General features: G+C 38.2%; 24 protein-coding genes. 18 read left to right on the plus strand and 6 right to left on the minus strand.

Annotated elements, in window-relative coordinates; all coding sequences use genetic code 11:
• The first annotated feature begins 14 nt into the window (after nt 1–14).
• On the plus strand, nt 15–506 hold the full coding sequence (locus PSR12_RS11005) for an Lrp/AsnC family transcriptional regulator (protein ID WP_004230168.1): 492 nt from the start codon (nt 15–17) through the stop codon (nt 504–506).
• 27 nt (nt 507–533) lie between these two features.
• Here the strand turns inward: PSR12_RS11005 and PSR12_RS11010 are convergent, their stop codons facing one another.
• On the minus strand, nt 534–902 hold the full coding sequence (locus PSR12_RS11010) for a hypothetical protein (RefSeq protein ID WP_274773203.1): 369 nt from the start codon (nt 900–902) through the stop codon (nt 534–536).
• Between the two features lie 58 nt (nt 903–960).
• Here PSR12_RS11010 and PSR12_RS11015 point away from each other — a divergent pair, with 58 nt between their 5' ends.
• Together PSR12_RS11015 and PSR12_RS11020 are read left to right on the plus strand one after the other, a co-directional pair.
• Nucleotides 961–1,239, plus strand: coding sequence for an ArsR/SmtB family transcription factor (locus PSR12_RS11015; protein WP_221682367.1), 279 nt, complete (start codon nt 961–963; stop codon nt 1,237–1,239).
• A 50-nt stretch (nt 1,240–1,289) separates the two neighbouring features.
• Complete coding sequence (locus PSR12_RS11020; RefSeq protein ID WP_274773205.1) at nt 1,290–1,673, plus strand: VOC family protein; 384 nt, start codon at nt 1,290–1,292, stop codon at nt 1,671–1,673.
• A gap of 48 nt (nt 1,674–1,721) precedes the next feature.
• On the opposite strand, the gene PSR12_RS11025 is transcribed toward PSR12_RS11020, so the two are convergent.
• Complete coding sequence (locus PSR12_RS11025; protein WP_221682249.1) at nt 1,722–1,895, minus strand: hypothetical protein; 174 nt, start codon at nt 1,893–1,895, stop codon at nt 1,722–1,724.
• 91 nt (nt 1,896–1,986) lie between these two features.
• Nucleotides 1,987–2,832, minus strand: a complete 846-nt coding sequence (locus PSR12_RS11030) for a copper amine oxidase N-terminal domain-containing protein (protein WP_274773207.1) — start codon at nt 2,830–2,832, stop codon at nt 1,987–1,989.
• 222 nt (nt 2,833–3,054) lie between these two features.
• Here PSR12_RS11030 and PSR12_RS11035 point away from each other — a divergent pair, with 222 nt between their 5' ends.
• From PSR12_RS11035 to PSR12_RS11050, 4 genes are all read left to right on the plus strand, one after another.
• A complete protein-coding gene (locus PSR12_RS11035) occupies nt 3,055–3,219 on the plus strand; it encodes a hypothetical protein (protein WP_004230164.1) in 165 nt (54 codons plus the stop codon).
• A gap of 100 nt (nt 3,220–3,319) precedes the next feature.
• Nucleotides 3,320–3,559, plus strand: a complete 240-nt coding sequence (locus PSR12_RS11040) for a hypothetical protein (protein ID WP_255601598.1) — start codon at nt 3,320–3,322, stop codon at nt 3,557–3,559.
• 152 nt (nt 3,560–3,711) lie between these two features.
• Nucleotides 3,712–3,855, plus strand: coding sequence for a hypothetical protein (locus tag PSR12_RS11045; RefSeq protein ID WP_257522119.1), 144 nt, complete (start codon nt 3,712–3,714; stop codon nt 3,853–3,855).
• Nucleotides 3,803–4,741 carry a DUF2268 domain-containing putative Zn-dependent protease gene (locus PSR12_RS11050; protein WP_221682247.1) on the plus strand — a complete coding sequence of 313 codons (939 nt, stop codon included), beginning with the start codon at nt 3,803–3,805 and terminating at the stop codon, nt 4,739–4,741. The genes PSR12_RS11045 and PSR12_RS11050 overlap by 53 nt, the downstream gene beginning before the upstream one ends.
• Before the next feature lie 23 nt (nt 4,742–4,764).
• Here PSR12_RS11050 and PSR12_RS11055 read toward each other — a convergent pair whose 3' ends face one another.
• Both PSR12_RS11055 and PSR12_RS11060 read right to left on the minus strand, forming a co-directional pair.
• The gene (locus PSR12_RS11055; protein ID WP_221682246.1) at nt 4,765–5,244 is read right to left on the minus strand and encodes a DinB family protein; all 480 of its coding nucleotides are present in this window, start codon (nt 5,242–5,244) and stop codon (nt 4,765–4,767) included.
• 86 nt (nt 5,245–5,330) lie between these two features.
• Complete coding sequence (locus tag PSR12_RS11060; RefSeq protein ID WP_221682245.1) at nt 5,331–5,948, minus strand: LysE family translocator; 618 nt, start codon at nt 5,946–5,948, stop codon at nt 5,331–5,333.
• Between the two features lie 212 nt (nt 5,949–6,160).
• Between PSR12_RS11060 and fabZ the strand changes: the two genes are divergently transcribed.
• From fabZ to PSR12_RS11085, 5 genes are all read left to right on the plus strand, one after another.
• Nucleotides 6,161–6,586, plus strand: coding sequence for a 3-hydroxyacyl-ACP dehydratase FabZ (gene fabZ, locus PSR12_RS11065; RefSeq protein WP_221682244.1), 426 nt, complete (start codon nt 6,161–6,163; stop codon nt 6,584–6,586).
• Nucleotides 6,587–6,604: 18 nt separating this feature from the next.
• Nucleotides 6,605–6,787, plus strand: coding sequence for a hypothetical protein (locus PSR12_RS11070; protein WP_221682243.1), 183 nt, complete (start codon nt 6,605–6,607; stop codon nt 6,785–6,787).
• Nucleotides 6,788–6,875: 88 nt separating this feature from the next.
• Nucleotides 6,876–7,370, plus strand: coding sequence for a hydroxymyristoyl-ACP dehydratase (locus PSR12_RS11075; RefSeq protein WP_274773212.1), 495 nt, complete (start codon nt 6,876–6,878; stop codon nt 7,368–7,370).
• Nucleotides 7,354–7,800 carry a DinB family protein gene (locus PSR12_RS11080; RefSeq protein WP_274773214.1) on the plus strand — a complete coding sequence of 149 codons (447 nt, stop codon included), beginning with the start codon at nt 7,354–7,356 and terminating at the stop codon, nt 7,798–7,800. Before PSR12_RS11075 ends, PSR12_RS11080 begins: the two co-directional genes overlap by 17 nt.
• Before the next feature lie 76 nt (nt 7,801–7,876).
• Complete coding sequence (locus PSR12_RS11085) at nt 7,877–8,623, plus strand: polysaccharide deacetylase family protein (protein ID WP_221682237.1); 747 nt, start codon at nt 7,877–7,879, stop codon at nt 8,621–8,623.
• 43 nt (nt 8,624–8,666) lie between these two features.
• Here the strand turns inward: PSR12_RS11085 and PSR12_RS11090 are convergent, their stop codons facing one another.
• On the minus strand, nt 8,667–8,945 hold the full coding sequence (locus tag PSR12_RS11090; protein WP_221682229.1) for a translation initiation factor 2: 279 nt from the start codon (nt 8,943–8,945) through the stop codon (nt 8,667–8,669).
• Nucleotides 8,946–9,076: 131 nt separating this feature from the next.
• Between PSR12_RS11090 and PSR12_RS11095 the strand changes: the two genes are divergently transcribed.
• From PSR12_RS11095 to PSR12_RS11120, 6 genes are all read left to right on the plus strand, one after another.
• Nucleotides 9,077–9,850, plus strand: a complete 774-nt coding sequence (locus PSR12_RS11095) for a GNAT family N-acetyltransferase (RefSeq protein WP_274773217.1) — start codon at nt 9,077–9,079, stop codon at nt 9,848–9,850.
• A gap of 300 nt (nt 9,851–10,150) precedes the next feature.
• Complete coding sequence (locus tag PSR12_RS11100; RefSeq protein WP_221682227.1) at nt 10,151–11,665, plus strand: lmo1851 family serine protease; 1,515 nt, start codon at nt 10,151–10,153, stop codon at nt 11,663–11,665.
• Between the two features lie 68 nt (nt 11,666–11,733).
• A complete protein-coding gene (locus tag PSR12_RS11105) occupies nt 11,734–12,636 on the plus strand; it encodes a CobW family GTP-binding protein (RefSeq protein ID WP_274773219.1) in 903 nt (300 codons plus the stop codon).
• A 442-nt stretch (nt 12,637–13,078) separates the two neighbouring features.
• The gene (locus tag PSR12_RS11110) at nt 13,079–13,768 is read left to right on the plus strand and encodes a CAP domain-containing protein (RefSeq protein ID WP_221682217.1); all 690 of its coding nucleotides are present in this window, start codon (nt 13,079–13,081) and stop codon (nt 13,766–13,768) included.
• A 102-nt stretch (nt 13,769–13,870) separates the two neighbouring features.
• Nucleotides 13,871–14,182, plus strand: coding sequence for a helix-turn-helix domain-containing protein (locus PSR12_RS11115; protein WP_274773222.1), 312 nt, complete (start codon nt 13,871–13,873; stop codon nt 14,180–14,182).
• Between the two features lie 450 nt (nt 14,183–14,632).
• Nucleotides 14,633–17,587 carry an EAL domain-containing protein gene (locus PSR12_RS11120; protein ID WP_274773224.1) on the plus strand — a complete coding sequence of 985 codons (2,955 nt, stop codon included), beginning with the start codon at nt 14,633–14,635 and terminating at the stop codon, nt 17,585–17,587.
• Nucleotides 17,588–17,662: the final 75 nt, after the last annotated feature.

A 17,662-nucleotide genomic window follows, 5' to 3' on the forward strand; every position in this document is an offset into this window, starting at 1 on the left:
AAGAGGAGAAAACAATGGAGGATATAAAAAATAAAGGATTAGATAATGTGGATCTGCAAATCTTAGCGATTTTGCAGCGAGAGGTTCAGATTAGCAATGCGGAACTAGCTAGACGGGTGAATTTGTCCCCACCAGCAACTCATACAAGAGTGAAACGTCTAGAAAATGAAGGCTATATTGATCAACAAGTTGCGATTTTAAATCAGGAAAAACTAGGATTTGATTTATTGTGCTATATTTTTATGAGCACGAATATTCATCAGGAAAAGCAAATAGAGGAATTAGAAAACCGCTTGAAAACAATGTCCGAAATTTTGGAATGTCATTGCTTAACAGGTGCCTATGATTATTTGTTAAAGGTCGTCATTCGAGACCGCCAAGACTTAGACCAATTCATCCGAAAACTAAATAAGCTTGGCGTTTCTAGAATTCAAACGAATTTATCCTTACGGGAAATTAAATATTCTACAGTGTTACCGATCGAAGAAAACAGTAAGCCTGAGTAAGGTAACTCAGGCTTGCTGTTTTTTTACTCATGAAAGGATAGCAGCCGCTCCAAATGAGTAGAGAAGCGCTCGAAAAAGGATAGCAGCCGCTCCAAATGAGTAGAGAAGCGCTCGAAAAAGGATAGCAGCCGCTCCAAATGAGTAGAGAAGCGCTCGAAAAAGGATAGCAGCCGCTCCAAATGAGTAGAGAAGCGCTCGAAAAAGGATAGCAGCCGCTCCAAATGAGTAGAGAAGCGCTCGAAAAAGGGATAGCAGCCGCTCCAAATGAGTAGAAAAGCGCTTGAAAAAGGATAGTAGCCGCTCTAAATGGGTAGAACTCCGCTCTAAATTAGTAGAACCCAAATCACGAGAGATTAGCTCTGCTTCAAATAAAGAGATCACACGTACAAAAATCACGCAACCTGCAAGTTGCTTATAGTTGACACGCAACCATAGAGTTGCCTATACTCAAGCTATGAATTGGGATACAGACGCTGTTTTTAAAGCACTAGGGGACTCGACTCGGAGACTGATATTAGATGAACTGGCTGAGTGTGATGAGATGACGTTGTATGAATTGACGGTGCGTCTTCTAATGAAACATGAACTTTCAATTTCGAGGCAGGGGATTGCTAAGCATCTCTCTGTATTGGAAAGTGCTGGACTCGTCCTATCACAGCGGCAGGGAAAATATCGAGTCATTCTCTTCAATAAGGAACCACTTAAAGATTTACTGAAAGGATGGGTAGAGTAAAGCTTACGTGTGAAGGATGCTTCTTAAACGCTCAAAAGGAGGAAAAGCAATTGAATATTATTGTCAACAGTATCTTTGTACAAGATCAAGAAAAGGCACTAGCATTTTATACGGAAAAGCTAGGGTTTGTAAAAAAGGAGGATGTCCCAGTAGGAAAATATAGATGGCTAACGCTTGTGTCGCCTGATGATTTAGAGGGCACTGAGTTATTACTCGAGCCAGATGAGCATCCTGCAGCAAAGGACTATCAAAGGAAGATTTTCGCTGAAGGCATTCCAGCAACAATGTTTGGAGTTGCTGATTTAGAAAAGGAGTATAGTCGTTTACAGGAGAAAGGCGTTGAATTTACACTTAAGCCGACAAAAGCGGGAGAAGTCACAATAGCAGTTTTTAATGATACATGTGGCAACCTTATTCAGATTATACAAAGATAGTGTAGAAAAGCGTGTTTTGATAAAAAATATCAAAACACGCTTTTCTCATTACTCAGCCATTACCAAACCTTTATCATCGTTCAAAACGTTTAGATTTTCCTTTGGCTGTGCATTTACGGTCTGTTCTTTGGCTTCTGCTTCCTCGCTGGGCGGAGCTTCTTCCGACGAACAAGCAGATAAAAGGAATAGTAGCGCTATACTAAATGACAGGAATTTCTGCATGAGGCAAACCTCCATCAATCAATTGTTGATATGAATATTTTGCACATTTTTTTACAGAATATGTTGCGTATAGCTGCCATTAAAAAATCTTTTAAACGACCGTATTACTAATTATTTTGCTAAAGCCATTATTATATGCACTATTAATCAGAAGCTGTATTGACTTTACTGCTTGCTCAGAGAAAATATACCAATTATCGCCATCGAAATCATGGAGTAAATACTCAGGATAGCCTTGTAATAATTCCTCTGGGAAAGGTTTATTTAATGTATAGATATCATATTGTTGGACACTGTTATGATCATGGCTCATAAAATCAAATTGACCAAGCTTATAATAAGATCCAGGAGTTTCTAGATTTAGGTGCCAATAATAATCTTTCGGAGCCTCTACTTTGTCGCCTTTCTTTTCTTGGAAAATTTTGAAAAGTGCTTGGTGATAGGCATTGCCCTTGATGTCCTGAATGACACCACCCATTGTCATATGGTATTCATAGCGTAGTACCTTGATTTTTTCATCTTCAATTCGCAATGGTTCAGTCGTAATATTCACTTTGCCTTCATTGTAATGCACTTGGCTGCCGAATGTTTCAGCAATAAAGCGGATTGGTACATAGGTGCGATTGTTTTTCATGTATGGTTGTACATCCAATTGCTCTTTTTCACCATTTTTAATGACTGTTCGGTTATTAAGATTCAATTTAACGGTTGCTTGATCCATTGAAAGGGTGATTTGTGAATCCTGCCAATGAACTTGTGCACCAAGATTTTCACTGATCACACGTAATGGCACCATTGTTCGATTGTTTTTTTGCTCAGGTGCTGTATCAGATTTTACCACAACATCGTCGATTTTGATTTGTGGAGTTGCTGCATCAGCAGGTGTTGCTATAAATAATGTAGATGTTAAAAATAGCCCTGTAAAAAATTTTTTCATGGTATATAACCTCCTTATATTTTAACATTTACCACCATCGGAAATTTTACCATAATATTCTTCAATATATAATAAAAATCTTACTATTTTTTCTCTAAATTCAATAACCGTTTTAATTATCAGATGTATAATGACACAAAGTCACCATCGCTAATAGCTACTTTTTGACAGCGTATAATCTGTATTTGTTCTCGAATACTAACGCTGAAAGGAGGTTATTGAATGAAGTTTTTGACATGGGGCATTGTTGGTGCGGCATTATTTGCTGTGATGAAAGGCTACGGGAAATCCAATCAAGGACAGAAGGATAGCTTTCAACAAACAACGACGCCTGTACAATTAGTTGCCAATGCGAATCCGCTGACAGCCAATACACCGAAACAGTAGAACAAAAGCTTATAGATTACTTTGATCTATAAGCTTACTATAATTTTACATAAATATACTATCATTGGTATAATTGATTGTGAGAAGAGGTGGTGTATAAATGCTCGATTTTACAAACTATTATGACGATGATTTAGAAGAAATTTTGCAATTATTTTACGAAACCGTACATAATGTAAACGCTCAAGATAATTCACAGACACAATTGGATGCTTGGGCACCGTTAGCAATTCAGCCAGTTAATGTAGCGGCTTGGCAACAGTCTTTAAGAAATAATAAGACCGTAATAAGACCTATGTCGCAAGGGCGCATCATCAAATTGTTGGCTTTGGGGATATGACAATGGAGGCTATTAGGATCAGCCTTTATGTACATAAGGACTTTCAGGGACAGGAAATAGAAGCGCATGCAAAAAAGCTTGGTCTTACGCATATTTGCACGGATGCTAGTCTTCTAGCGAGCCCATTTTTTGAACGGAAAGGATACTAAATCATGCAAACACAAACAGTCGAGCGACAGGGCATATCGTTAATGACTTTAGCATGGTTAAAATATTTATTGATGAAAAGGATGGATGAAAAGGATGAATTATGTAAAGGGTTTTATCGTATTAATAATGTTATGTTTCATGCTTAGTGCCTGTGCACAAACAGAAAAGCCTTCTCATGAGAAACCAGATGTAGAAAGTATCACAGTTTCATTCGAACATCCTGAAACAAAGCAACCATTTAAAATAATTCATGCTTATGAGCTTTTTCAAAACTATACAGAAAAGGTAGAAAGTGACCCAGATCGTTCGCCATTGGACATCTATCGAGAAGAGGTCATTGATCCTGTTTATAGTGCATGTTTTGAGAATGGTGAATATATAAATATGGCTGAGACGGTGTTGAATATCACGCCCAAACAATTGAAAGAAAATCAATTATTAAGCGAAAAAATTGATAGGGAAGCAACTGAAAAGAGTATCAAAGAGGGTCTATTCAAATCTTCTGAATTTCTTCCAACTAATAATGAAACAACGGTATGTGTGTTTCCAGCCACAGATGTTAACGCGAATATGGTAACGATAGGTGCAGGTAAAATAACAGCCCTCTATAATAAATATTATACCGATGAATCTATCAGGGCCATTATCGCTCATGAATATCATCATAGTGTTGCAACTGAAAACCGCCCACGTGGTGAAGATAAAGTGCTAGATCATCTCATATTTGAAGGAAGGGCTGTGATGTTTGAAAAATTAGTTTACCCTGATTTGAACTTTACGCGAGTTGATTTAGATTACAACAAAGTCTACTGGGCAGATGTTGCAGCAGATTTGGATAAGCCTGATCTGAATCGTGCATTAGATATAATTAGAGGTGGAAATGATCTACCCTATCAATATGGGTATAGTGAGGGATATAAAATGGTAAAATCCTATCTTGATTTGCATCCCGATGTATCGATAGAGGAGTGGACTGCTTTAAGTCCGAAAGAAATTTTTGAAAAAGGCAACTATCTTGAAAATTATCAATAAACAAGTAAGCAACAGACCCAGTATCAAACTCGGTCTGTTGCTTCGTTTAGGCATCGATGAATGGTTAAAATTGCTTGTAAATGCATCCCTTCATGAAAGATGGTGCGTAACAGTACTTGTTCAATGGTTTGCATACCCATATCAATAGGACGGAATTCCTCTGACAATCGGTGACCATACTGCTCCTTTAATTGGGCAGGCTGCTGAGCCAAATACATTTTTAACTCCTCAAAGGATGGCGTTTCGTCGTCAAAATGCCTTGGCGATGTACCAAACCCAAACCATTTCTTGAGAGCTTCTAGTTCTGTATTCTTTTCTTTTGTTAACGCCTCTATCCATAAATATTGATCGAGATAAACATGACCCATATTCCAGCGAATATTATTATGAAATCCAGCTGGGATGATATTCGCTTTTTCTTCTGACACATGCTCCAGTAAGTGAAGCAGCTCGCCACGATAATTGGCTAGCTGCTGAAATAAATTTTCTTGACGTTGATTCACATGTAACCCTCCTTTTTAATATTATTGGCTATAATCCTCCATTTTCCTGCAAAAAAAGAAGAACACTTTTTGTGTTCTTCTCCAAATTATCTACTTTGTGTCTGTAATGCTAAACGCACACCGAGACCGATATAAACGAAGCCAACTGTCTTTTCGAGCCAGTGTGAGCTACCGCTTGTTTTTGTAAAGATTTTTTCACCAATGAAGCTTGTAATAACTGCGAGTAGGATTGTATATAAAGCACTCATCACGACAAATGTTATACCGAGTGTTAGCAATTGGCTTGTGACAGATTGCTCGTTATGCTGAACAAATTGCGGTAGGAAGGCAAGGAAAAACAGTGCCGTCTTTGGATTGAGGATTTCTGCTAAAAAGCCTTGACGGAATGAAGTACTAGCAGGACTTTGTTCGACAGTCGGTTGCTCAATTTTCTTTGGCTTTGTGAGGAGCATCTGAATGCCTAAGTAAACAAGGTATGCCACACCAATATATTTCACCACTTCAAAGGCAGTGGCTGATTTCATTAAAATAGCAGAGAGACCTAAAACAGCCGCTAATGTATGAACCAAGTCACCAAGACCGATACCTAAAGCTGTATAAATACCATTCTTTTTTCCGCTTTTTAATGTTTGTGTAATGGTAATAATTACTGCAGGACCTGGAATTAAAAATAATAAAAGAACTATTGCGATAAAAGATAACATGCGAAACCATCCTATTCTAATAAACTAATCATTCTAGGGTGAATGCATGGAATATTATATTCTAGCTATTGTGTGGCTGTTGATAAAGAAATATTGAAAAAATAATGAAAAATAATTCAGAAAACTAATGAATAATACTAATGAAATTTTATTACCTAGTACTAATATTTAGTGTTAGAATAAGATTATAAAAATACGTTGGAGGAATTCATATGTTAACAAGTCAACAATTACAAGCTATTTTGCCACACCGTTATCCATTTCTTTTGGTAGACCGTATTGTGGAGTTAGAAGAGGGCAAGCGAGCAGTGGGGCTGAAAAATGTAACGATTAATGAAGCGTTTTTTAAAGGTCATTTTCCACAGTATCCTGTGATGCCAGGTGTGCTAATTGTTGAAGCATTAGCACAGGTTAGTGCAGTGATTATGCTGACAAAGGCTGGGAATGAGGGAAGATTAGGTTTATTAGCAGGAATCGATCATTGTCGCTTTAAAAAGCAAGTAAAGCCTGGTGATCAGCTACATCTAGAGGTTGAGATTACGCGTGTGAAGGGCGCTGTCGGGAAAGGCAGAGGGATTGCACTGGTAGATGGAGAAATAGTTTGTGAGACGGATCTTGTATTCGCTTTTGGATCTTAGAAAAATGGAGGTTCTCGGTTGAATTACACATTTATGCTTTATATCGCCATTTGTATCATGCAAATAACGCTATTGGTGAATTTTACGATTGCTAAAGGCACTTGGAATGGGCTAACTATGTGGCTCTGTACGGCGGTTTTTGTTTTCGCAACAGCTATTTTTGGATTAAGTAGAGGACGGCGAAAAGACACTCAAAAATAAACGACTTTGCTTCAATTCGTACTACACGGCTCTCTTTCCTTCATATAATAAATGGAGTGAAAGTTTTAATATGAGAGGATGAGGAGGTTTGAGGGTCGCTTTTATAGAACACAAAGAAGAACAGCTACAGCCAGAGCAAGCGTTGGCGCATGATTTCTGTGATCAATTTGTGCAGAAGATGCATAAAAATATATTGCATAAACAGCTTGATGAGGATGTATATCAGTCCTATTTTGTTATCCTTCAACAACAATATACAAGGCAAGAGCTGCGATTTATTGTCCATTTGTTAAAGGTACAGGCAAATGAGATAATCCGCATGAAGCCCATGTTTATTACCATGAGTGGTGTTATTTTATCCGTGCTAACATTGCTAGCTACAACCATGAATAGCAAGCTCATGATCGGCATGTCACTTGTCCAAATCGTTGCATTAGCCGTCTTGAGTTTTAATGTCGCCATTATATGGATTTCCTTTAAAATTGAAATCGAACATAAGCGGGTGCAGTCAGTGATTGCATTATTAGAATATTACGTAACAATTGTTTCCGAAGGGAGTGACCTTCATGCAAAAGACAGTTGAACAATTACATTATTGGCTTATAAAAGTACCAGAAGTATTTCGTGTGATGACGGAAGCGGAAATAACACAACGACCTGCTCCAAAAAAATGGTCCAAAAAAGAAGTAATCGGTCATTTATGTGATTCGGCTATTGTCAATCTCGAACGATTTCTTCAAATGCAGTATGAAGCTTCACCCTATGTAGTGACTACATACGACCAAGTACAATGGGTCGCGTTACAGGGCTATCAGGAATTACCAATAGAAGATATTTTAATGTTGTGGACAAGCATCAATAAAAAAATCATGTATGTACTGGACCACCTTGCTGAAGAGACATTGGCCCAGCCATGTGTGTTGAATCAACAACAAAGAACGTTGAGATGGTTGATGGAGGAGTATATGCAACATCTGGCCCATCATATCCATCATCAAATTTTTAATGAATGAATGCGAAACATAAGCATTTTTTTAGGAAATCCTCAAATAATAAAGTACGAAAATAATTATTTGGGGACGTGAAAATGTGAAAAAGTTTTTATTGCTTTTACTACCACTTAGTCTAATCACGGTGTCGCTTTTTTATGTAAAAGTGAGTTCTTCTGAAAATAAAGGAAGAAAGTATTATGAGGAAGCAGGTCAAATTCTTTGGGAAATTCAGACAGATGAAAAAATCATTGCCTTAACTTTTGATGATGGGCCACATCGCAAATATACAGCGGAAATTCTTGATGTTTTAGACAAGTATAATGCAAAAGCAACCTTTTTTATTGTCGGTCAAAATGCAGAAAAAAATCCTGAGCTGATTACAAGAATGTATGACGAAGGACATGAATTGGCCAATCATACTTATACACACCCTTTAAGAACAAATGTTACCAATTTAATGAAAGAAATACAGCAAACAGATGAAGTGATTGCAGGGATTACAGGCTATCAGCCAACATTATTTAGACCAGTTGAAGGACAATATACAGATGCGATGATTGATGCAATTTCAAAAAAAGGCTATAAGGTTGTTATGTGGTCTTGGCATTTAGATACGCTTGACTGGAAAAGCCCTGGTGTTCATCGCATCGTGAATACGGTTTTAAAAGGTGTGAAGGCAGGTAATATTGTCCTATTTCATGACGGTGGGGGAAATCGAGCACAAACGGTTCAGGCAATGGAACAAATCATACCAGAGCTTGAAAAACAGGGCTATCAGTTTGTGACAGTTTCTGAATTATTGGAAATCCAAAGGACACATAAGAAAATGGAAAAAAAACAGTAGTGTTGAAGCTGAAACGTCTTCAACACTTTTCTTTATGTAAAGGTTATTTAAGCATTTTTTTGATTTCTTTAAGCTCAGCAATTAAATAATCAATTTGTTTCTGCATATTATCTATTTTAACTGTTTGATTCCCATTTCCATTGCCATTATTAGGTTGAGAAGAATCATTGTTCGCGTTTTGGAGCGCTTCTAATGCGAGTCCCGCTGCAATGGTTTGTAAACCATCCCCTAATGTTGAAATGGCTGTGCCAATATAGGCTAGCTTAGCCGCATAAATTTCTATGGATTCATTGCCTTGGCTCGGTTTATTATTTCTCCCCATTATTCTTCCTCCTTACATTTGTCATTACTTGCATCATATGCGACAACAAGTGAAAAGGCGATTCCGATGATCGTTGAATGATTCACTTAAAATGGTAAAATTAGTACAATCAATGGATGGGGGGACTAGCATTGACACAACATATAGAGCTGATTGAAATGAATAGTGAGCTGTTAGAGGGGAAGGGCAGCTTTTGTTTACGAAGCAAGAAAAAAACAAAAGGCTATCAGAACAAAAACAAATGGCTTAATCAACAATTTGAAAAGGGCTTACATTACATACAAGTACTTGAAAATCAAAAACAAGTAGGTTTTATAGAATATACAGACGCGGAATACTCTTCAAGAGTTGTACATGCAGATGGCTATGTGGTGATTCACTGTTTATGGGTAAGTGCAGTGGGTAAGGGCTATGGTACACAATTACTGAAGAGGTGCTTAAAGGATGCCAAGGAACGTGGGAAAAAGGGAGTGGTGGTCATTACAAATGACCAAACTTCCTGGACGCCAAGCAAGGATTTATTTTTACAGCACCAGTTTCAACATATGGCAACAGCACTCAATGATTTTGAATTATGGGCCTTTCCATTTCATGAAAGCGTTGAACGGCCATACTTTCCTGATAATTGGCAGGAACGATTAACGAGATTTCCTCATTTAACGATTTTACGTTCCTTTCAATGTCCATATGTAGACGTCGCCACGGAAAATATTCAATTAGCTGCAGAAAAATTAGGATTGCAGCCAGTGCTGGTGGATCTTCAAACGAGAGAAGAGCTGATGGAGAAATCACCGACACCATATGGTATTTTTTCAGTGGTTTATAAAGGACAATTGATTGCCTTTCATCGATTAACCGTGCATTCCGTATATAAAAAACTGCAAAAACTCATGAATAATTCCTGATAGGATGCAACTTTTTTGGACACTGGCACGTTATATTCTTATAGCATTTCTATGATTCTTTGAGTTTTTTGTTGACTGCTACTAGGAAATGAGTAAAATTAAAAGGCAGTACCATAATATGCCTAAACTTAGTAGTATGATGGCTGAATAGGTGCTGGAATGCTAGTTAGAATGAAGCATGATCGGACAAGGTCTGTCATGAAATTTTGACAGTCTTTTTCTTTTCGTCTTCTGGATAACCTGTTAAGATGGTAGTAGTGTGACAACAAGTTAGTGTAAATGAGAGTGGTGACAATCAAGATGGATGAACAGAAAAAAGAAAGTACAGAACAGCAGCAGGAGCCGACTCCAGCTGAAATAAAGCCAGCAGGACAATTTATACAACTGAAACCGTTTAAATTTATCATGCTAATGTTCTTTACAATTCTTATTACGGCAGGTTTAACAATATTTGCGTTAACCTTTGGTGATAAGAAAGTAGTAGAAGTGAAAGTTCCGATTGAACGAGAGGAATTTACAAAATTATATGAAGCATTTGATTTACTGAAAAATAACTATTACCAAGATATTGACGATGAAAAAGTGGTCGATGGTGCGATCAATGGTATGTTTGATGCATTAGGCGATCCTTATTCCGATTTCATGGTAAAGGAAGAAGCGGATCAATTTAATTCTGGCTTATCTTCGAGCTTCCAAGGAATTGGTGCAGAAATCCAAGAACGTAATGGTTATATTACAGTTGTGTCACCTATCAAAAATTCTCCTGCTGAAAAGGCAGGCTTATTACCAAAAGATATTATCTTAACAGTTGATGGGAAAAGTATTCAGGGCTTAAGTGCAACAGAGGCAGTTGCACTGATTCGTGGCGAAAAAGGAACACCCGTAAAATTAACGGTAAAACGTGGCGAAAATACGGAACCTATTCAAATGACGATTGTTCGTGATGACATCCCAGTCGAAACCGTTTATGGTGAAATGCTGGATGGCAATATTGCCCATATTCAAGTTACATCATTTAGTGAACAAACTGCCCAAGAGCTTGAAAAAATCCTTACTGAGTATGAAGGCAAAGGAATGAAGGGCATTGTATTAGATTTACGTCAAAATCCTGGTGGCTACCTAAAGGCTGCAGTCGATATCTCTAATTTCTTTGTACCAGAAGGAAAGGCGATTGTGCAGGTACAAGAAAAAGATGCGGAGCCTCAAATTACAAATGCCATTGCAGGTAAAAAATATAACCTACCGATTACGGTACTAGTTGATAGTGGTAGTGCTTCAGCCTCTGAGATTTTAGCAGGAGCATTAAAAGAGTCAGTTGGTGCTAAAGTTGTTGGTGAAACCTCATTCGGTAAAGGAACTGTCCAAAATGTTACACCATTAAAAGACGGCTCTAATTTGAAATTTACGACAGGTAAATGGTTAACACCGAAGGGCAACTGGATTAATGAAAAAGGAATTGTGCCTGATGTCAAAGTTGCGTATCCATCCTATGCCTCTTTACCATACTTGAATGCCTCTTTAGAAATGAAGACAGGCCTACAATCTGAATCTGTGAAAGCAGCAGAGGAGATGCTTCAGGTGTTAGGGTATGAGCCTGGTGAAGTAGATGGGATCTTTGATGACAATACCGCACAGGCAGTAGAAAAACTACAAGCAGCGAACAACCTTGAAGAAACAGGCATTCTAACAGGTAATACAACGTATGCATTAATGGATGCGTTACGTGCAAAAATGAAAGCTGATGATCCTCAGTTACTAAAAGCGAAAGAGCTTCTTGTAGGAACAGCCGAAAAAACAGAGGAAACAACAAACTAACAATGTAGCTGTCGCAACAGTTGTCTTTCACGGCATCTGCGACAGCTTTTTTTATAGGAGGAACTAATATGAAAGATGTGTACCTATTTAGTGGCTTTTTAGGGAGTGGCAAAACATCCATGCTGACAGATGTCATTCGCCAGCTAAAAGAAAAGAATTTAAAGCCTGCTGTTATTATGAATGAGCTCGGGAAGCTACCATTTGACTCACAGGCAGTGGAAAAAGATATCCCGCTCAAGGAGATGCTAGAGGGCTGTATTTGCTGTTCAGGTGCTGAAAAAACAGAGGCACAAATTCAATCTCTTCTATTAGATAGTGATTTTGATGTGCTCATTATCGAAACAACAGGTGCAGCACATCCTGTAGAAGCTTTGGATGCCGTTTTTTCACCGCTTTTTGCAGATCAGCTCAATGTGAAAGGTATTATCACGGTGGCGGATTCTAAGCTCTGGCTACACCGTGATACGTTAACACCTCAAGTGCGCTCTTTATTTCTAGAGCAAATTCGCCATGCACATCTATTATTAGCAAATAAAACAGACTTATTAACCGAGGCAGAGCAAGGTCAGGTGGTCTATGAACTGCAGGGCTTAAACCCCCATGCCTTTATATTGCAAACAACAAATGGACGTGTACCACTCTGCTTATTAGAGGGGCTGAAGGCAACGACACAGGTCGATAAAGCAGATATAGTTAAAGCACCAATAGCCTCAATGCAGCTAGGCTCTCGCTTAGTAGATTTCACAGATCAGGAATTTACACAGGAGCAGTTTGAAGATTGGGTGCGTGCATTACCTGAAACGATTTATCGTATGAAAGGCTATGTACCAATTAAGGGCATCAAAAACCCAATGTTGTTCCAATATGCTTATGGAATGGTGCAATGGCTCCCAGAATATCTAAAAATGCCAGCAAAACTTGTCATTATAGGAGAGAATGTCGTTTCTTTACCTGTTATTGGGACTAATTGAAGAATAAAGCAACCTGTGAATTTTGCACCGGAACAACCCGTGTAGCTTTACACAGGTTGTTTTATTTTTATGTAAACGGAATGTAACGATTTTGTAACACGATTGTAATATTAGGTTGACATGAGGCTACGACACTAGCCATCTCTAGGGTGATGCAAAGAGAAAAATGAAGCAAGGCGGTTAAAAAATGAGTGTATAAAACATACATTTTTTATTCATATTAGCTGTTTATTTTCTAAAATATTTACGAGTTTAGGAGGGGTGTCAACCCTCTTTCAAACGTAAGTATTTCATAGATTGGTGAAACCTGCTAAAAAATAACGCGAAAAAAACGTGGTTTTTCGCGCATTTTCTTCTTCGTTGGTGCAGTTAGCAGATGTTGGTAAGATTTTAATGAAAATCATCCCTTACGATTAGTGGCAGAGAAGGAGGAATTGCAAACATGAAAAAAACACTAACTGCAATTTGTGCAACATTTCTTTTAGCAGCTCCAATTCAAATAGCTTCTGCTGCTGCCAATACAACAGAGGGGAATTCCGTACAGCAATCAACAAACTGTAATGTTTATTATTATAAATGGTCAAACAATAATCATAAGTGGACGATTAAGCTTCCACAGGCATCTACACCATCTAATGAGACGCCAACAACAAATAATACAACACCAACAAAGCCAAATAATAATCAATCATCACAAAATGAAAAGCCAGCAACACCACCAACTACTTCAACACCATCAACAACAACTTCAGATGTGAACGCATTTGAACAAGAAGTAGTAAAATTAACAAACGCTGAGCGTACAAAAGCTGGTTTATCACCACTTCAAACAGATGCAAAATTAATGGCTGCAGCTCGTGAAAAATCACAAGATATGCAAAGTAAAAACTATTTCTCACATACGAGCCCAACATTTGGTTCACCATTTGATCGTATGAAAGCTTTAGGCATCGCTTATAAAGCTGCAGGTGAAAACATTGCTCAAGGTCAACGTTCACCACAAGAAGTAGTACAAGCATGGATGGATTCACCAGGACACCGTGCGAACATTTTAAACGGTAAATTTACACACATCGGTGTAGGTTATGTGAAATCAGGTAACTACTGGACACAACAATTTATCCAAAAATAATCATTTATGAATAGAAAGATGCTCTACAAGTCTTTAAAGGCTTATAGAGCATTTTTTTTTATTGAATTAATGGTAAAATTTGATGAGAAAGGGAGGATAGAATTGAAACAATATAGCATAACAATGGCGATTTTCTCCTTAGCGGTGTCGTTTTTAATAGGAAGCTGGCTCATCGCCACTAGTTTAAAAGAGCAGCCAAAGGAATCCGTGCAACACCAGCTTTTGTCACAAGAAGAGGCAGCTGATTATTTAGGAATCAGTGTAGTGGAAGTGCTAAAATTAACAGAAGTGCCAGATGGATCAAATAGTTACATAAGCGAAATCCCTCATGTGAAGGTAGGAGACAAAGTCTATTATCCGAAGCAAGCCATTGATCGCTGGCTATTGGATATGGAATTAATCGTAGTACCTTAAGAAAAACACATGAACTATTTCTTTGGATAGGGGGCATCACCTAATAAAAAGAGCGCTTCACCCTCGAAAAGGAGCGGTTATCCTGATAAAAAGAGCGCTTCACCCTCGAAAAGGAGCGGTTATCCTGATAAAAAGAGCGCTTCACCCTCGAAAAGGAGCGGATATCCTGATAAGAAGAGCACTTCACCCTCGAAAAGGAGCGGATATCCTGATAGAAAGAGCGCTTCACCCTCGAAAAGGAGCGGATATCCTGATAGAAAGAGCGCTTCACCCTCGAAAAGGAGCGGATATCCAAATAAAAAGAGCAGTCCCCCTAAAAAAAGAGCGGTTCTCCAGCGAAAAAAGGTCGATGAAACTTTTCTTTCTCTTTTCTAAATAGTAGTTTTTAAACTGTATTTTGGGGGAATTGATAAATAAGTAGTGGGTAAAAAGTAGGGAGAGGTGAGATGGATGAAAAAGCCGAATCTATTAAAGCAATTTTTTACAAAGGAAGAAAGACCACATACGATTGCGCTGGCAACAGCTCAAGACCATGGTTTATTTTCATATGCCATGTCCTTTGCCAAGTATCACCCCGATATGATGATTGTGTTTTCGGCAGATGGCGAAATTATTTACGTCAATCAAGAAGCACTCTATGAACTATTACAAGATCGACCTAGTCATGCTGAAGATTTCAAGAAAATTCTGACTGATGTAGATTATAAACGATTAAAAAGAGCGTTCAATCGAACATTACGAGGAAAGTCGGTCAAAATTGATATTGAAAGACTACAGCATCAAGGACAAAATCTAAGCCTAGTACTGACATTTATACCAATCAAAAATGACGACAATCAGGCGGAGGGGCTCTATTTAATCATTGAAGATATGTCCACGTATTCAGCCATGAAGCATCAGTTAATGCTCCATGAGAAGCATTTAAATTACGCCCAGCATATTGCGGCAGTTGGGAGCTGGGAGTACTTTATTCAGCATGACAAACTGTTTTGCTCGGATAATTTTTATCATATTTTTGGCTTTGCACGTTCAGATAACGATGGTATTGATCACGTTTTCCAGTTCATTCATCCAGATGATTATGAAAGGACATATGATGCATTTAATCATGCTCGAAAAGGGACTAATTTTGACAGTGACTTCCGAATTTATCACGGTAAAACCAATGAACTGCGTTTTCTACAGGCGGCCGCTGAAGTCATTTGGAAGGATGACAAGCCCTTTAAGATGATTGGGGTTGTCAAAGACGAAACGGCTTTCAAATTACTTGAGAAAACGCTAAATGATACATTAGCCAACTATCATTCTATCTTTGACAATTTAGATGCAGGGATTTGGATGCGAGATTCTATTCGTGGCAATATGCTGTTCGCCTCTAAAGGACTGGAAGGAATTCTAGGTATTCCATTAGCCAGGCTTTACGAAGACTCAGAAGTATGGATTAATATGATTCATCCTGCGCATCGTGAGGAAGTATTAGCGTATACAGATCATCTCGCTTCAGGCAAAAGCTATCAAGTGATTTATCGTATCCTAACGGGGGAGAATCAGACAAAGTGGTTACTGGAACAGATTGTGCCGAGACTAGATCAGCAAGGGGAGGTCAACCATATTTTCGGCTTAGTAACGGATATTACAAAGGAGATTGAACGGGAAAAGAAGCTTAATTATTTAGTGTATTATGATGAATTGACAGGTTTACCAAATCGCTTGAGCTTACATGATAAAGTTGATACCTTATGCTTAGCTGGCGAACCCTTCGCACTATTATATATTTCGATTAACCGCTTTCATATCTTAAATAATGCGCTAGGTACAAAAATTGGTGATGAGCTTCTGCGCACGGTGACCAACTACTTTTCAACACTAACAGATGATCACAGTTACATGGCACGTTTAGACAATCAGCATTTTATCATTGTCATTAAAAAATATGTGAGCAAGCAACATATTTACGCGCTGGCTAGCCGTATACTGAAAACCTTTGATACACCTTTTTCGATAAAAGACTATCGCTTGCACCTATCTGCTAGCATAGGTATTGCTTTTTACCCAGAGGAGGGCTTAACGAGAAATATTTTATTAGAAAATGCATATTCAGCTTTATGCTATGCGCAACAGCAGGGAAGGAATCGTTTTCATATTTATGCCTTTACAGAGGATATTACTTCCTATAAACAGTACGTGTTAGACCGAGATATGCGACAAGCCATGTTAAATGAGGAATTCGAATTATATTTCCAACCATTGGTGGAGCCGCAAAAGGGGGTTATCAACGGTGCAGAAGCGTTAATTCGTTGGCATCATAAAGAATGGGGCCTTGTGTCACCTGGTGAATTTATTCCATTAGCGGAAGAAAACCATATGATTCACATCATTACAGATTGGGTGATTAAAAAAGCATGTGTGTTGTTACAGCACTGGAAGCAGCAAGGGCATGTGCTGCGAACAATTAGTATTAAGATATCGCCAATCCGTCTGATGAAAAAGGGCTTTATTCAGTTTGTCCAAGAGCAATTACAGGTAAATTCGATTGACGCTCATTATATACAGTTCGAGATTAGCGAAAGTACCATCTTAAAAAATAGTACAAGTGTGATGGCCGTTCTCAAAGAATTACAAGACATCGGTGTTAAAATTGCTATTGGTGATTTTGGAACAGGCTACTCTTCCTTAGAATCATTGCGAACATTCCAACCAACGACACTCCATATCTATGAAGCGTTTATCCGTGAAATTCGTTATGATCGTCCGATTGAAAATGGACTCATTTCAACAACGATTTATTTAGCCAAAATGCTTGGTATTCAGGTTGTGGCAAAAGGAGTTGAAAGTTACGAGCAATTTATCTTTTTAAAGCAGCAAGAATGTGATTATTTGCAAGGTAGTATTTATACGAAGGCTGTTCCCGCGAAAGCCTTTGAAAAAATGCTGGTACAAGGCATTTTAACACCACAAAAAGCCATTGTTCATAAAAAACCTGTGGTGGAACGGCGCAAATATTATCGTTTTCAATTCCCGGCCTATGTGAAGGGCTTCATGACGATTATCGAAATGAATGAGCAAAAAATTAATATCGGTCATACGCCGATCATCATTGAAAATATTAGCTTAGGCGGGATGAAGATTCGCTCTTCTTTGAAGCTACCCGTTAATCAAACGATGAAATTTAAATTTAGCTTTATTTTAATGAATCAATCATTTAACCTAGAGGGTACTTTTAGATGGACCTTAGAAGAAAAATACCAAATCTATTCTTATGGCGTCGCCTTCAATTTGACGCAGGAGGATGAAGGAAAATTAGCCCCAATTATCAATCGAATGACAGCATTGCATAATCACCATGAAAAAATAGAGGGAACGCCCTTTATGTATGAGGATATTGAAGCTTATTTTAAAAAATAGCTGATCATGAAGATGCCCAAATGTTCTAGAGGGCATCTTTTTTTCATGGCGTGGAATCACACGAACTAAGCGTTT

Origin of the sequence: Lysinibacillus sp. G01H (assembly GCF_028872195.1) — a bacterium.
In the GTDB taxonomy this organism is placed as follows: domain Bacteria; phylum Bacillota; class Bacilli; order Bacillales_A; family Planococcaceae; genus Lysinibacillus; species Lysinibacillus capsici.